This window comes from Chitinolyticbacter meiyuanensis (assembly GCF_008033135.1).
In the GTDB taxonomy this organism is placed as follows: Bacteria; Pseudomonadota; Gammaproteobacteria; order Burkholderiales; family Chitinibacteraceae; genus Chitinolyticbacter; species Chitinolyticbacter meiyuanensis.
In genome coordinates this window covers 3,624,490-3,638,416 of record NZ_CP041335.1, presented here as the reverse complement: position 1 = coordinate 3,638,416, position 13,927 = coordinate 3,624,490, and the positions used below count along the sequence as shown (strand labels likewise).

At 59.5% G+C, this 13,927-nt stretch carries 15 protein-coding genes and 2 tRNA genes; 14 read left to right on the top strand and 3 right to left on the bottom strand.

Features of this window, described 5'->3' with window-relative positions; genetic code table 11:
• Positions 1-4 precede the first annotated feature (4 nt).
• The 12 genes from nuoN to FLM21_RS17225 all read left to right on the top strand — a co-directional run bounded on the left by nuoN (position 5) and on the right by FLM21_RS17225 (position 9,638).
• Positions 5-1,456, top strand: coding sequence for an NADH-quinone oxidoreductase subunit NuoN (gene nuoN / locus FLM21_RS17280; protein ID WP_148716758.1), 1,452 nt, complete (start codon positions 5-7; stop codon positions 1,454-1,456).
• Positions 1,457-1,756 (top strand): DUF2818 family protein, encoded by a 300-nt coding sequence (locus tag FLM21_RS17275; RefSeq protein ID WP_148716757.1) that lies wholly within the window; start codon positions 1,457-1,459, stop codon positions 1,754-1,756.
• A 71-nt stretch (positions 1,757-1,827) separates the two neighbouring features.
• Positions 1,828-1,904, top strand: a tRNA-Val gene (locus tag FLM21_RS17270).
• 167 nt (positions 1,905-2,071) lie between these two features.
• A complete protein-coding gene (gene thrS, locus FLM21_RS17265) occupies positions 2,072-3,976 on the top strand; it encodes a threonine--tRNA ligase (protein ID WP_148716756.1) in 1,905 nt (634 codons plus the stop codon).
• Positions 3,973-4,548 carry a translation initiation factor IF-3 gene (gene infC, locus FLM21_RS17260; RefSeq protein ID WP_444542104.1) on the top strand — a complete coding sequence of 192 codons (576 nt, stop codon included), beginning with the start codon at positions 3,973-3,975 and terminating at the stop codon, positions 4,546-4,548. Before thrS ends, infC begins: the two co-directional genes overlap by 4 nt.
• A gap of 156 nt (positions 4,549-4,704) precedes the next feature.
• Complete coding sequence (rpmI, locus tag FLM21_RS17255) at positions 4,705-4,902, top strand: 50S ribosomal protein L35 (protein WP_148716754.1); 198 nt, start codon at positions 4,705-4,707, stop codon at positions 4,900-4,902.
• 16 nt (positions 4,903-4,918) lie between these two features.
• Entirely contained in the window at positions 4,919-5,278 is a 360-nt protein-coding gene (gene rplT / locus FLM21_RS17250) for a 50S ribosomal protein L20 (RefSeq protein ID WP_148716753.1), read from the top strand.
• A 119-nt stretch (positions 5,279-5,397) separates the two neighbouring features.
• Positions 5,398-6,384 (top strand): phenylalanine--tRNA ligase subunit alpha, encoded by a 987-nt coding sequence (gene pheS, locus FLM21_RS17245; RefSeq protein ID WP_148716752.1) that lies wholly within the window; start codon positions 5,398-5,400, stop codon positions 6,382-6,384.
• A gap of 63 nt (positions 6,385-6,447) precedes the next feature.
• The gene (pheT, locus tag FLM21_RS17240; RefSeq protein WP_148716751.1) at positions 6,448-8,802 is read left to right on the top strand and encodes a phenylalanine--tRNA ligase subunit beta; all 2,355 of its coding nucleotides are present in this window, start codon (positions 6,448-6,450) and stop codon (positions 8,800-8,802) included.
• Between the two features lie 60 nt (positions 8,803-8,862).
• Positions 8,863-9,180 (top strand): integration host factor subunit alpha, encoded by a 318-nt coding sequence (locus tag FLM21_RS17235; RefSeq protein ID WP_148716750.1) that lies wholly within the window; start codon positions 8,863-8,865, stop codon positions 9,178-9,180.
• Positions 9,146-9,502, top strand: coding sequence for a MerR family transcriptional regulator (locus FLM21_RS17230; RefSeq protein WP_148716749.1), 357 nt, complete (start codon positions 9,146-9,148; stop codon positions 9,500-9,502). The genes FLM21_RS17235 and FLM21_RS17230 overlap by 35 nt, the downstream gene beginning before the upstream one ends.
• Before the next feature lie 59 nt (positions 9,503-9,561).
• Positions 9,562-9,638, top strand: a tRNA-Pro gene (locus tag FLM21_RS17225).
• A 271-nt stretch (positions 9,639-9,909) separates the two neighbouring features.
• Here FLM21_RS17225 and FLM21_RS17220 read toward each other — a convergent pair.
• The 3 genes from FLM21_RS17220 to FLM21_RS17210 all read right to left on the bottom strand — a co-directional run bounded on the left by FLM21_RS17220 (position 9,910) and on the right by FLM21_RS17210 (position 12,370).
• On the bottom strand, positions 9,910-11,049 hold the full coding sequence (locus FLM21_RS17220; protein ID WP_187359963.1) for a DUF4253 domain-containing protein: 1,140 nt from the start codon (positions 11,047-11,049) through the stop codon (positions 9,910-9,912).
• Positions 11,050-11,449: 400 nt separating this feature from the next.
• Positions 11,450-11,638 carry a hypothetical protein gene (locus tag FLM21_RS17215; RefSeq protein WP_148716747.1) on the bottom strand — a complete coding sequence of 63 codons (189 nt, stop codon included), beginning with the start codon at positions 11,636-11,638 and terminating at the stop codon, positions 11,450-11,452.
• Between the two features lie 342 nt (positions 11,639-11,980).
• The gene (locus tag FLM21_RS17210; RefSeq protein WP_148716746.1) at positions 11,981-12,370 is read right to left on the bottom strand and encodes a nuclear transport factor 2 family protein; all 390 of its coding nucleotides are present in this window, start codon (positions 12,368-12,370) and stop codon (positions 11,981-11,983) included.
• Positions 12,371-12,631: 261 nt separating this feature from the next.
• On the opposite strand from FLM21_RS17210, the gene FLM21_RS17200 reads away from it, so the two are divergent.
• Together FLM21_RS17200 and FLM21_RS17195 are read left to right on the top strand one after the other, a co-directional pair.
• Positions 12,632-13,039: a hypothetical protein gene (locus FLM21_RS17200; protein ID WP_148716744.1), complete on the top strand. Its 408-nt coding sequence runs from the start codon at positions 12,632-12,634 to the stop codon at positions 13,037-13,039.
• A gap of 188 nt (positions 13,040-13,227) precedes the next feature.
• Positions 13,228-13,746 carry a hypothetical protein gene (locus FLM21_RS17195; RefSeq protein ID WP_148716743.1) on the top strand — a complete coding sequence of 173 codons (519 nt, stop codon included), beginning with the start codon at positions 13,228-13,230 and terminating at the stop codon, positions 13,744-13,746.
• Positions 13,747-13,927 lie beyond the last annotated feature (181 nt).

Here is a 13,927-nt window from a genome sequence, read left to right as displayed (position 1 = left end):
GCGCATGACCTGGACCAGTCTCAATGCAGGCATCGCACTGCCGGAAATCTTCCTGCTGTGTGCCACCTGTGCCCTCCTGCTGATCGACCTGTTCGTCAGCGATGCCCGCCGTGGCGTCACCCATGTGCTTGCGCTGCTGGTGCTGGCAGTGACCGGCGTACTGCTGTACGCCGGTTACACGAGCGCTCCGCAGCTCGCGTTCAGCGACATGTTCGTGGCCGACCCGATCGCCACGCTCGCCAAGGGCGGCATGGTGCTTGGTGTGGCGCTGGTGCTGATCTACGGTCGCAGCTATGCGGCGGACCGTGGCATCTTCAAGGGCGAGCTCTACTCGCTGACGCTGTTCTCGCTGGCCGGCATGATGGTGATGGCCTCGGCCGTCAACCTGCTCACGCTGTACGTCGGCCTGGAGCTGCTGTCGCTGTCGCTGTACGCACTGGTCGCGCTGCAGCGTGATTCGGTGAACGCCACCGAATCGGCGATGAAGTACTTCGTGCTCGGCGCGCTGGCGTCCGGCATGCTGCTGTACGGCATGTCCATGGTCTACGGCGCCACCGGTTCGCTCAACGTGCTCGAGATCGGCCACCGACTGCTGGTGGGCGAGGGCAACCGCCTGCTCGCCGTGTTCGGTCTGGTGTTCGTGGTGACTGGCATCGCCTTCAAGCTGGGCGCCGTGCCGTTCCACATGTGGGTGCCCGACGTGTATCACGGCGCGCCGACGGTGATCACCCAACTGATCGGTTCCGCCCCCAAGCTCGCTGCCTACGCCTTCATCATCCGCCTCCTGGCGCAGGCGCTGGAAGGCTTTGCCCCGGATTGGCGCGGCATGCTGATCGTGCTGGCCGTGCTGTCGCTGGCCATCGGCAATCTCTCCGCCATCGCCCAGACCAATATCAAGCGGATGTTCGCCTACTCGACCATCTCGCACATGGGCTTTCTGCTGCTGGGCATCCTGGTGGCGAATCCGGTCGGTTACTCGGCATCGTTCTTCTATGCCTTCACCTATGTGCTGACCGCAGCCGCCGGCTTCGGCTTGGTGATGCTGCTGGCGCGCAACGGCTTCGAGGCCGATCAGCTCGATGACTACAAGGGCCTGGCGCGCAAGCACCCGTGGTTCGGCTTCATGATGCTGATGGTGATGTTCTCGATGGCGGGCATCCCGGTGTTCGTCGGCTTCTTCGCCAAGCTGGCCGTGCTCAAGGCCGTGGTCAACCTGGGCCTGGTCTGGCTCGCGGTGTTTGCGGTGATGATGTCGCTGATCGGCGCCTTCTACTACCTGCGCGTGGTGAAGGTGATGTACTTCGACGAGCCGGCCGGCGAGATCACGTTGTCGGGCAGCCTGTTCGCCAAGGTGGTGCTGTCGCTGAACTGCCTCGCACTGTTGGTGCTGGGTCTGTTCCCGAACACGCTGCTGACCGCGCTGGCCGACGCGGTGTCGTTCTCGCTGCCGCTGTAAATGATCGAACTGTTCATGCTCTATGGGTTGGCGGTGCTCGCCGCCAACCTGCCGTTCCTCAGCGATCGCATCCTGTTTGCCGTGGCGCCCGCTGTCGGGCGCAAGGCATTTGGCTGGCGCCTGCTGGAGCTGATCCTGCTGTATGCCGCAGTCGGCGCACTGGCGCTGGCGCTCGAATCGCGGCTGTCGCCGATCCACAGCCAGAACTGGCCGTTCTACGTGACCACGCTCTGCCTGTTCCTTGTCGCAGCGTTTCCCGGCTTTGTCTGGTGCTATTTCTGGCGGCGTCCCGGTCTGTAAAAAATCCGGAAAAAGACGCGAACAGGGCTTGCCACGCAGCGAACAGCAAGCTATTATTCGCGCTCTTCGACAGGCACGTAGCTCAGCTGGTTAGAGCACCACCTTGACATGGTGGGGGTCGTTGGTTCGAGTCCAATCGTGCCTACCAACGAATACAAGGAAATCAAACATGTTTCGAACTCGCACTACTGCCCTTCAATAACCGGGTAGCCGTGCGCTGGTCAGAACCAGTTTGATCTCAGAAAAGTGCGGCGATGGCCGCACTTTTTTTTTGCCCTGCGGGGCGGCAACTTTGCTTGGATACAGGTGGCGCTCATGCCCGTTATTACGCTTCCCGATGGTTCGCAACGCCCATTCGATGCGCCGGTCACCGTGGCAGGCGTCGCCGCCAGCATCGGTGCCGGCCTTGCCCGTGCTGCCCTCGCGGGCAAGGTGGATGGCAAGCTGGTCGATACCAGCTACCTGATCGAGCAGGATGCCCAGCTCTCCATCGTCACCGACAAGGACGCAGACGGGCTCGACATCATTCGCCATTCCACGGCCCACTTGCTGGCCTATGCGGTCAAGACGCTGTTCCCCAGTGCCCAGGTCACCATCGGCCCGGTGATCGAGGACGGCTTCTTCTACGACTTCAGTTACGAGCGTCCCTTTACGCCGGAAGACCTCGAGGCGATCGAGAAGAAGATGGCTGAGCTGGTGAAGAAGGACATCCCGGTCGAGCGCTACGAGCTGTCGCGCGACGAAGCCGTTGCCTACTTCAAGGGGATTGGCGAGGCGTACAAGGCCGAGATCATCGAAAGCATCCCGCAGGGCGAGGTGCTGAGCCTCTATCGCGAGGGTGAATTCACTGACCTGTGCCGCGGCCCGCACGTGCCCTCCACTGGCAAGCTCAAGGTATTCAAACTGATGAAGGTGGCCGGCGCCTACTGGCGTGGCGACAGCCGCAACGAAATGCTGACGCGCGTCTACGGCACGGCCTGGGCGAAGAAGGAAGACCTCGACGCCTACCTGCACCGGCTGGAAGAGGCCGAGAAACGCGATCACCGCAAGATCGGCAAGGCACTCGACCTTTTCCACATGCAGGACGAAGCGCCGGGCATGGTGTTCTGGCATCCCAAAGGCTGGAGCCTGTGGCAATCGGTTGAGCAATACCTGCGTCGTCGCCTGGCGAAGGCCGGCTACCAGGAAGTACGCACGCCGATGATGATGGACCGTTCGCTGTGGGAAAAGTCCGGTCACTGGGAGAACTACCAGGAAAACATGTTCATCACCGAATCGGAAAAGCGTACCTACGCCGTCAAGCCGATGAACTGCCCGGGCCATATCCAGATCTTCAGCAGCGATCTGCGATCGTACCGTGATCTGCCGTTGCGCCTCGCTGAATTCGGCGCCTGTCACCGCAACGAGCCGTCCGGTGCGCTGCATGGCCTGATGCGGGTGCGCGGCTTCACCCAGGACGATGCGCATATCTTCTGCATGGAAAGCCAGCTGATCGAGGAGGCCAAGACCTTCCACGCACTGGCGATGAGCGTGTATGAGGACTTCGGCTTTGCCGGCATCGCCATCAAGCTGGCGTTGCGCCCGGACAAGCGCGCGGGCAGTGACGAAGGTTGGGACAAGGCGGAGCATGGCCTGCGCGAAGCACTGCGTGCCTGTGGTGTGGAGTGGGAAGAGCTGCCCGGCGAGGGCGCGTTCTATGGCCCCAAGATCGAATACCACATCAAGGATGCGATCGGGCGCTCCTGGCAGTGCGGCACGCTGCAGCTCGATTTCGTGCTGCCCGAGCGCTTCGGCCCGGAATACGTGGCCGAGGACAACTCGCGCCAGCGCCCGGTGATGCTGCATCGTGCCATCGTCGGTTCGATGGAGCGTTTCCTTGGCATCCTGATCGAGAACTTCGCCGGCGCCTTCCCGGCGTGGCTCGCGCCGACCCAGATCGTGGTGATGAATATCTCCGAATCGCAGCGCGAGTATGCCGCCGAAGTGGCTGGTCAGCTCAAGGCGCTGGGCCTCAGGGCCGAGGCCGACTTGAGGAACGAGAAAATAACCTATAAAATCCGCGAACATAGCTTGCAGCGTATTCCTTTCCAGCTGGTTGTCGGCGACAAGGAAAAGGCTGCTGGCCTGGTGGCCGTGCGTAGCCGTAGCGGCGAAGACCTCGGGCAAATGTCGGTACAAGCGCTGATTGAGCGTGTTGCAGCCGAAACCCCGCAGGGCTGAGCCGTACCCGAGGCGCACGGTTTTTCTTTTGTCAGAATTGGAGAACGGCGATAGCTGCTCAGGATAAAGAACCGCGGATCAATGGTGAGATCACCGCACGCGAAGTTCGTCTGCAAGGGTTGGAAGGTGATCAGCTCGGTATCGTGAGCCTGGCGCAAGCCATGGCGATGGCCGAAGAAGCCGAAGTGGATCTGGTGGAAATCGCGCCGATGGCGCAGCCCCCGGTCTGCCGCATCATGGATTACGGCAAGTTCAAGTACGAGAAATCCAAGCGCGAACACGCCGCCAAGCTCAAGCAGAAGCAGATCCAGATCAAGGAAGTGAAGCTGCGCCCAGGCACGGATGAGAACGACTATCAGGTGAAGCTGCGCAATCTGGTGCGCTTCCTGGAAGACGGCGACAAGTGCAAGGTGACGCTGCGATTCCGCGGCCGCGAAATGGCCCACCAGGAAATCGGTCTGGCCCAACTGAAGCGCGTCGAGGCGGATCTGACCGAACTGGCCGTGGTCGAGCAGTTCCCCAAGCTGGAAGGCCGCCAGATGATCATGATGCTGGCGCCGAAGAAGAAGTAAACGGCTGAAGAAGCTAGCAGCCATACCGAACAACGGGTTGGCGACAACGCCCGTCAAGGCCGAAAGGCCGGTTGTCGCAACAAAAGCGTGGTGCCAGGCATCAAGTCCCCTCTCTGGGGCGCCTGTCGCCAAATCTAACGTCCTAGGAGCATTCCCATGCCCAAGATGAAAACCAAGAGCGGCGCCAAGAAGCGCTTCAAGGTTCAGGGTAGCGGTGGCATCAAGCGCGCTCACGCGTTCAAGCGCCACATCCTGACCAAGAAAACCACCAAGAACAAGCGCCAGCTGCGCGGTACCTCGCAGATCGACGCGACCAATATGGGTCACGTGCGCGCAATGTTGCCCTACGCGTAACCAAAGGAGATAGAACATGCCTCGCGTTAAACGTGGTGTAACGGCACGCGCCCGTCACAAGAAAATCCTGAATCTGGCGAAGGGCTATCGCGGCCGTCGCAAAAACGTATACCGGATCGCCAAGCAAGCGGTGATGAAGGCCGGCCAATACGCCTATCGCGACCGTCGTCAAAGGAAGCGCCAGTTCCGCACGCTGTGGATCGCGCGTATCAACGCCGCTTCGCGTGAACTGGGTCTGGCCTACAGCCGCTTCATGAACGGCCTGAAGAAGGCTGGCATCGAAGTGGACCGCAAGGTTCTGGCTGACCTCGCTGTGTTCGACAAGCCGGCTTTTGCCAAGTTTGTTGAACAAGCCAAGGCAAGCCTCGCTGCCTGATCGGTGAGTGGTTTGAAAGGGAGGCGTTAGCCTCCCTTTTTTATTGAATTCCGCCCAGCTCCGATTGCCCAGCGCGTGCTACGCGCATGCTGCGCAATCGTTTCTGAAGAGAGACCCCAATGGCTGCCAACGTACAACACATACTCGATGAGGGACTTGCCGCGCTGGCCGCGACCAACGACCCGGTCGAGCTGGAAAACGCCAAGGCGCGTTATATCGGCAAGGAAGGCGCCATCACCGCACTGCTGCGCCAACTGGCCACGCTGGCGCCGGAGGAAAAGAAGACCTTCGGTGCTACCGTCAACCAGGCCAAGCAGGCCTTCGAGGCGGCGCTGAACGGCCGGCGCGAGGCGCTGGCTGCCGAGAAGCTGGCGCGCCAGCTCGCCGCCGAAGCGCTCGACGTGACCTTGCCCGGTCGTGGTCGCGCAGCCGGTGGTCTGCATCCGGTGACGCTGGTGCAGCAACGGATCGAGGCCTTGTTCCGCTCGATCGGTTTCGAAGTTGCCGACGGCCCGGAAATCGAAACCGATTTTCACAATTTCGAAGCGCTCAACATCCCCAAGGATCACCCGGCGCGGGCGATGCAGGACACCTTCTACGTGGAGGGGGGCGAGGTGCTGCGCACCCACACCAGTCCGATCCAGGTGCGCTACATGTTGAACAACCAGCCGCCGATCAAGATCGTCGCGCCGGGCCGCGTGTATCGCGTCGATTCCGACGCCACCCATTCACCAATGTTCCATCAGATGGAAGGGCTATGGGTCGATGAAGGCGTGTCGTTTGCCGATCTGAAGAGCGTGATCGTCGACTTCCTGCGCAACTTCTTCGAAGACGACACACTGCAAGTGCGTTTCCGTCCATCGTTCTTCCCGTTCACCGAGCCATCGGCCGAAATCGACGTGATGGGCAAGCGTGGCTGGCTGGAGGTGGGTGGTTGCGGCATGGTCCACCCCAATGTGCTGCGCAACGTGAACATCGATCCGGAAAAGTACACTGGCTTTGCCTTCGGCATCGGCCTCGACCGCTTTGCCATGCTGTATTACGGCGTGAACGATCTACGCCTGTTCTTCGAGAACGATCTGTCCTTCCTCGGGCAGTTCAAGTAAGCCCCCAAGCGTGACGCGGCTGCATGGCGGCCGCCTGGCGACGAACTCGAACGGATACTCCCCATGAAATTCTCCGAACAATGGTTGCGCAGCTGGGTGAACCCGGCGTTGACCTCCGATGAATTCTCGCACCTGCTGACCATGGCCGGCCTGGAAGTGGAAGAGCAGGAGCCTGCCGCTCCCGTCTTCGACACCGTGTTCGTGGCTGAGGTGCTGTCGGTAGCCAAGCACCCGGATGCCGACCGGCTCAATGTCTGCAGCGTGAACGTTGGCGAGGCTGAACCGCTGCAGATCGTTTGCGGTGCTCCTAATGTTGCGGTTGGCCTCAAGGTGCCGTGCGCGCGCATTGGCGCCAATCTGCCCGGTGACTTCAAGATCAAGCGCGCCAAGGTACGCGGTGTCGAATCGTCCGGCATGCTGTGCTCGGGTGACGAGCTCGGTATTCCTGATGGTGTCGACGGCCTGCTCGTCCTGCCGGTTGATGCACCGGTTGGCACGCCACTGCGTGACTACCTGCAGCTCGACGACCAGCTGTTGACGCTCAAGCTCACCCCTAACCGTACCGATTGCCTGTCGATCCGCGGCATTGCCCGCGAAGTGGCCGCGCTGACCGGCACCGCGCAGACGCCGGTTACCATCAGTCCGGTGACACCGCGTTGCGACGACGTACGCAGCGTCAACTTGGGTGCGCCTGCTGCCTGCCCGCGTTACGCCGGTCGCGTGGTGAAGCACGTGAACCAGGCCGCCGCCACGCCTGACTGGATGAAGCAGCGCCTGGCGCGCTCGGGCATCCGCTCGATTTCGGCCATCGTCGACATTACCAACTACGTGCTGCTGGAACTCGGCCAACCGATGCATGCGTTCGATCTCGCAAAGCTCGAAGGCGGCATCACGGCGCGGCTGGCTCAGCCGGGCGAAAAGATCACGTTGCTCAACGACAAAGAGCTGGTGCTCGAGCCCGACATGCTGGTGATCGCCGACGACAAGAAGCCGGTAGCGCTTGCCGGCATCATGGGCGGCGCCGACACCGGTGTCACCGAGACCACCCGCGACATCTTCCTGGAGTCCGCCTTCTTCGCTCCCGAAGTGATCGCTGGCAAGGCGCGCCGTCTGGGCTTCTCATCCGATTCGTCGCACCGTTTCGAGCGTGGTGTCGACTTCGGCAACTGCCGCGACGCATTGGAGCGCGCTACCCAGCTGGTGCTGGAGCTATGCGGCGGCGAGCCGGGCCCGATTGTCGAGCGCATCGCCGAACTGCCAGCCCGCCAGCCGGTGGCGCTGCGTGTGTCGCGCGTCGCCCGCGTGCTCGGCGTGACGCTGCCCGCGGCCGAGATCGCCGCTATTTTGCAGCGCTTGGGCCTGGCCACTGCGCAGGATGGAGATGTCATCACCGTGACGCCGCCGTCCTACCGCTTCGATATCGTGATCGAGGAAGATCTGATCGAGGAAATTGCCCGGGTCTACGGCTACGACAACGTGCCGGTGGCAGCGTCGAACGCCAAGCTCGCCATGCTGGCGCAGCCGGGCGACGCCCGTGGCAAGAATGCGCTCAAGCAGATCCTGGTGGCGCGTGAGTACCAGGAGGCGATCAGCTACGCCTTCGTCGAGGAAAAGTGGGAAGCCGATTTTGCCGGCAATACCAGCCCGGTGAAGCTGATCAATCCCATCGCCAGCCAGATGAGCGTGATGCGCTCAACCCTGGTCGGCGGGTTGGTCAGTGCGCTCAAGCACAACGTCAACCGTAAGCATGATCGCGTACGGCTGTTCGAACTCGCCCGAGTCTTCAAGAGCAAGGATGCCGCGAATCAGCCCGAGCTGATCGCTGGCCTCGCGTGGGGTCCGCGCGACGCCGAGCAGTGGGCCGCTGGCAAGGAGCGCGTCGACTTCTATGACGTGAAGGCGGACGTGGAGGCCTTGCTGGCGCCGCGCGTGGCGGAGTTCCGTCGCGCCAGCCACCCGGCCCTGCATCCGGGCCGCAGCGCCGAAGTGGTGCTCGAAGGCCGTGTGATCGGCGTGATCGGCGAGTTGCATCCACAATGGGCGCAGGCGTACGAGCTCGGCAGCGCACCGGTGTTGTTCGAGCTCGCAGTGGCGGAGCTCGTTACCGTGAACAAGGTCGAGGCCAGGCCAGTATCCAAGTTCCAGGGCGTACGCCGTGATCTGGCGCTGATCGTCGATGATCACGTCGAAGCGGGCGCGCTGATCGCCGGGCTGAAGGCCGCTGCAGCAGGCGTTGTTGCTGAGATCGCATTGTTTGACGTCTACCGCGGCAAGGGTGTTGCGGAAGGAAAAAAGAGCCTTGCTTTCAAGGTGTTAATGCAAGATACTCACAAAACTCTGACCGATGAAGAAGTCGATGCCGCAGTGGCGAAGCTCATTCGCCAAGCGGAGGCTGCAGGCGCGACATTGAGAGTTTGAGATCCTATGAATTTCCCGTTTCGTCCTTCTATGCCATCGAGCAGTACCGAAAATACAACAATGACGCTCACCAAGGCAGACCTCGCAGATCTGCTGTTCGACAAGGTGGGCCTGAACAAGCGCGAAGCGAAGGACATGGTCGAAGCCTTCTTTGAAGAGATCCGCACCGCCCTCGCCGAGGGTGATTCGGTGAAGCTCTCGGGTTTCGGCAATTTCCAGCTGCGCGACAAGCCGCAGCGCCCCGGGCGCAATCCCAAGACCGGCGAGGAGATTCCCATCTCCGCACGCCGCGTCGTCACCTTCCATGCGAGTCAGAAGCTGAAGGGGCTGGTGGAAGTCCACTATGCAAAACAGCAGCAACGTCGTTCCGACCAGTGATCTGCCCTCCATTCCCGCCAAGCGCTATTTCACCATCGGTGAAGTAAGCGAGCTGTGCGGTGTGAAGCCGCATGTGCTGCGGTATTGGGAGCAGGAATTCACGCAACTGAAGCCGGTGAAGCGTCGCGGCAACCGGCGCTATTATCAGCACCATGAAGTGCTGTTGGTGCGCCGAATCCGCTCGCTGCTGTACGAGCAGGGCTTCACCATCAGCGGTGCCCGCAACCAGCTGGCGCATCCTGGCGAGGAAGTCTCGGAGGTCGATGTGATCGGCGAGGTACGCGAAGAGCTCACTGCGCTGCTGCATTGGCTGGATAGCTGAAACGGCGGTGCTTCAGGGCTAGGCAAGTCCGGCAGCCTTGGCTATAATCGCCCTCCTATCGGAATGTAGCGCAGCCTGGTAGCGCACTTGCATGGGGTGCAAGGGGTCGCGAGTTCGAATCCCGCCATTCCGACCAGTTTTATGCAATAAAATCAGTTGGTTGTACAAGAAAGCGATCGGTCATCACCCGGTCGCTTTTTCTTTGTGTGCCGACTTTTGTGCGGGATGTGCAATCCGTTTAGTTGCTCTACGAAGTAGTTGGCACTGCGTGAATGCACTCCCCTAGCAACGTTGACGTCGGACCGGAGCCTTATCAACCTCAGCAACTATATTCCGGACTGAATGTGCTGACTTATCGGCACGATCAGTTGTGCGAAGCGCAGCAGGGTACTGGTAATCAGCCTCGCTTAGTCCCACCAAAGTTCAACTGCACGGTGTGTATGAAGCCAACGGGCGAGCACTTGGTGACCAAAGCGCTTGTGCTGCGGATCGAGTCCGTAAAGTAGCTCGGATAGATCGTTGGGTACTTCACGGTCATGAGCCAGAAACTGGCTTGCTTGCTCATGCAGGATGCCAAAATGCTGGCTGATCACATCTGGGCAGAATTTGTCGATCTCCTTGACCAATTTATCTAGGTTGGCCGGGAGCGTGGCGAATTGGACAGTGATTCGATCCGCTTCTACGTTATGTACGTAGATACCATAGTGCTTATCCCACGTGCTGAGTTGGCGCACAATTGCATCAGTGCTCAACTCATAGTTGTGACCGTTGGTGTATTTGCGATAGAGCTCGAGATATTTTGCCTTCGGGCCGTTGTTGAGGGCTGACTGAGGGATACGGCAGCGTTCTGCGGCTGGATGTTGCCGCGCAAGCCAATTCGCAACTTCATCTTTGCCACTTTGCCGAGCATACCAAGCAGCAGTCATGCACCCTTCCTCACCGTCCATTGAACGGCTGACATTGGCTCCGTACTTCTCCAAGAGTTGTACGGCAGGCAAGAGTCCCATGTCCGCGGCGTGCATCATGGGTGAAAGGCCCGTTGAATCACTCCCTTCCGGGTTTGCTCCATTTTGAAGCAACAATTCAGCGATCGCCAAATGGCCTGCAAAGAGTGCAGCTCCAAGTGGTGAGCAGAATGCGGTTTCTACAGTGGCACCGCGGTCAAGCAGTGCACGAACGGCTTCCAGTTCTCCATTGCCGGCCAGGGTTTGCAGTTCAAATATTTCTTCTCCCTGGCGGTTTGCTCCCGCGTCTTGCAGCAGTTTGCGAATTTTAGACTGCTCTTTTGCGGTAACAGGATTACCCATCATGCTGAGGTTGGCCAACCACGGTGTATAGCCATGTGTGTCTTGAAGATTGGGATCTGCCTTTAGCTCAAGCAGCAGCTTCACCACGGCGGGGTAACCAGTGCCACCTAGGATCGCTTCAACCAACGGTGTGCGGCCGTTTGCATCAATTCCGTTTACATCTGTGCCCGCAGCATGTCGTTCTTTGATTCCTGATAGATCTTGCCAATAGATCCCAGACAACAGACCAAGTGTGGACATCGTGTCTCCATAGCTAGAAGTAACGGTGGTCAGCTTTGACGCATTGCTTGTCAATTGTACGGCCAGATTTGCGAATGTAGCGAGGCGTCCGGGACCGATAAGCGGCCCGTTAAATATGCGTTTAAAGAGAGACCTAGGCCCCCCGAGCCTACCAGCGGTGTGCATCTAGAAAGTTCCAAGCTGGTTGCGTAAGCGGGCCGCTTTACGGATGTACTCACGCTACGGCTGCCGATTGATAATGGCTATCGCTAAATCCTTGCCACGAACTGCTACCCACGGGATATTTGTCTCTGGCTTGGGAAGTCAGTACGTGGCGACAATATGCAGTAAAAATTTCAAATTGAAACAGCGCCCTTGTGAGGCGCTGTTTCAAAACGACTGAACTTGTAGTTGTAAGAGCTTAGTTCTGGATGGTTGCATCCGGAACGCTGGTCGGCGTGGGCGTTACGTCCTTGCTCCAGCTACCGCTTTCGCTGGTGGAGCCGCCGGTGTCGGTATCTGCATTCCCGGCATCTGCGGCGGTTACACCGAACGACACAGCTAATGTCGTGGCACCGACTAAGGCGAGGAACTTTTGCATGGTCATCATCTTGAGTTCTCCTTTTGGTTAAACAGGCAATTCGGTCTGCATGGGGGAAGTCGCAAGTAGCGTGCCTGCGCTAATTCGCGTTTGGGTTAGGGCCAGGCCGGCGGTGTGTCGTTTTTACACAGCGAATGTAGAGGTTTTGCACTATTGCGGTGCTTGGAATCCGAGGGCTGTTCGGCTTGTCGAATAGAACGCCATATAAAGTGGGGGTGAGAAGAAGATGAACTTCGTGGGGGCATTAAACACGGCCCCCACGCCTAAGTCATAGATTCTGGAAGTTCAGTGGTGGCGAAATTTAAAGTCATTCTCAAATCGTCGTTGGATTAATCGCCCTTTGGCAATACCTCAATGACTATAAAGCGGTGTCTCCGTATGCATCACGCAACGCCAGTCTTCGCCCTGCCGCGCCCATACCGATGAATCGGCCATCTCTTGAGTCACCGCGTCCGCTTGCCCCCGCTTGGCTAGCGTCTGCTTCACCCGATAGGTGATCACGGCAGTGTCTTCGTTCGGCTGTACCACATTGACGTCGCTGAGCTGGAACGACTTGATCAACTCTGGCGCCTTTTCCGCCATCTGCCGAAAGCTGTTGTGATCGAACGACATCACACCATGTGAGCTGATGAGGGTGGAGGGCTCTGCCAGCAACGCGATTGCTGCTTCTGTGTCTTCATCCACCAGCGCTTGCCAGAATTGTTTTTCAAGTTGGACCAACTGGCTGTTCGAGGTATGCATGGTGGGCTCCTGTGACTCTTGGCTCACTATCGCCCTCCGGAAAGCAAGCCCGTATCAGAAAAAATTGCGAACTGATGTCGGTTTATTCCTACGCCACCGATTGAGTAGGTGCTTGTAGTTGATGCAACGTCAATACCAGCGTGATTTGCAATGACATTTGGTTGTTTGGACCGATTTCTATTCGATTTGCATTGAAAAATCTTACAACTTGGTTTGGGGCAGGATGGTATGTTGGGGCTTTCATGTTGGAAGGTGCGAATCATGGCTAACCTCAAATTGGCGATCACTCTGACTGCGGTATCGCTGCACACTTTCGCGGCGGGTGCTAATTCCACTCAGCTGCCACCCAATAGCATCAGTACGGCCTGCGCTGGGGCAGAACAGTGCAAAACCGATTTTGCAAAAACACGCGCCTTTATCGAGCAGCATTCGGACATGAAGGTTAAAAGCGTGGATCAGGATGCGATCATTACCTACGTGCCGACCAACTCTGGTCAGGTTGGATTGCAAGCGGTGCTGACGCGCGAACAAGGCCAGAGCCAGTTGATCACGTTGACAGTGCATTGCCAGGGCTACGGTGACGAAACCGACCCCCAAACCCGACAGGTCTGCGATGACCGAGTGGAAAAGATCAAGCGGCGCTTCCACGAAACCATCGAGCAGAAGTAGCGCATTATGGAGCAGTGCTTCTTCGGGCAGCTGGCAAAGTTGGTTGTCTGCGTCCTGCGCTACTTTGCGGCGTGCGCCTACAGGCATGCTTTCCGGTGCCGCGTACGCTGGGGTCAGGCTCGATCGAACGGGCTGATTTCATCCAGTTGGCACATCACGCTGGCTCGCACAGCGAAAGGAGCATTCCAATGGCACACGACGATTACGACAAGCGCGAAGATCGCGACGCGAACCGCGATCTCATCACGGGAGAGCCCGGATCGCACCCGGTGGGCACCGGCGTGGGCGCGGCAGTGGGCGGTGCAGCCGGTATCGGCGCTGCTGCAGCCGCTGGTGCAGCAGCTGGCTCTGCGGTCGGCCCGGTGGGTACGGCGGTGGGCGCCGCGGTCGGGGCGGTGGCGGGCGGATTGATCGGCTCTGCCGCGGGCGAATTGGTAAACCCGACCGAGGAAGAGGACTTCTGGCGGCGCAACTACACGCGCGAGCCTTATGTGGAGCCGGGCAGCGGTTTTGATCGCTACGCTGCAGCGTACCGCACCGGCTACGAGGGTAGGGGGCGATTTGCCGACCAGTCGTTCGACGAAGTGGAAGGTCATCTGCGCTCGGACTATTACGCCAACCGCGGTGATTCGGCGCTGGAGTGGGATGACGCGCGCGAAGCGGCGCGGGCATCCTGGGAGCGGATCGACAAGCGCTCCAAGCTTTGAAGTTGCTTCAAAGCGCCAACAACAGAGCGCACAGGTGTGCGCTCTGTGTTCCAACTCGAGAGACGACAGAACTTGAACGGCGCTCGTGATGCCTGAAGACCGGTTGGCCATGCGTGTGACATACAATGTGGTGCAGTCGCACCGTTGGTCCCGCGATTGCCACGTTCTGCCGGCTCCATCA

What these genes read in the sequence shown, in the direction of transcription:
- rpmI (WP_148716754.1), top strand. Translation starts at nt 4,705, where the DNA reads ATGCCCAAGATGAAAACCAAGAGCGGCGCCAAGAAGCGCTTCAAGGTT.
- pheT (WP_148716751.1), top strand. Translation starts at nt 6,448, where the DNA reads ATGAAATTCTCCGAACAATGGTTGCGCAGCTGGGTGAACCCGGCGTTG.
- rplT (WP_148716753.1), top strand. Translation starts at nt 4,919, where the DNA reads ATGCCTCGCGTTAAACGTGGTGTAACGGCACGCGCCCGTCACAAGAAA.
- thrS (WP_148716756.1), top strand. Translation starts at nt 2,072, where the DNA reads ATGCCCGTTATTACGCTTCCCGATGGTTCGCAACGCCCATTCGATGCG.
- nuoN (WP_148716758.1), top strand. Translation starts at nt 5, where the DNA reads ATGACCTGGACCAGTCTCAATGCAGGCATCGCACTGCCGGAAATCTTC.
- FLM21_RS17210 (WP_148716746.1), bottom strand. Translation starts at nt 12,370, where the DNA reads ATGCATACCTCGAACAGCCAGTTGGTCCAACTTGAAAAACAATTCTGG.
- FLM21_RS17200 (WP_148716744.1), top strand. Translation starts at nt 12,632, where the DNA reads ATGGCTAACCTCAAATTGGCGATCACTCTGACTGCGGTATCGCTGCAC.
- pheS (WP_148716752.1), top strand. Translation starts at nt 5,398, where the DNA reads ATGGCTGCCAACGTACAACACATACTCGATGAGGGACTTGCCGCGCTG.
- FLM21_RS17220 (WP_187359963.1), bottom strand. Translation starts at nt 11,049, where the DNA reads ATGTCCACACTTGGTCTGTTGTCTGGGATCTATTGGCAAGATCTATCA.
- FLM21_RS17275 (WP_148716757.1), top strand. Translation starts at nt 1,457, where the DNA reads ATGATCGAACTGTTCATGCTCTATGGGTTGGCGGTGCTCGCCGCCAAC.
- FLM21_RS17195 (WP_148716743.1), top strand. Translation starts at nt 13,228, where the DNA reads ATGGCACACGACGATTACGACAAGCGCGAAGATCGCGACGCGAACCGC.
- FLM21_RS17215 (WP_148716747.1), bottom strand. Translation starts at nt 11,638, where the DNA reads ATGATGACCATGCAAAAGTTCCTCGCCTTAGTCGGTGCCACGACATTA.
- FLM21_RS17230 (WP_148716749.1), top strand. Translation starts at nt 9,146, where the DNA reads ATGCAAAACAGCAGCAACGTCGTTCCGACCAGTGATCTGCCCTCCATT.
- FLM21_RS17235 (WP_148716750.1), top strand. Translation starts at nt 8,863, where the DNA reads ATGACGCTCACCAAGGCAGACCTCGCAGATCTGCTGTTCGACAAGGTG.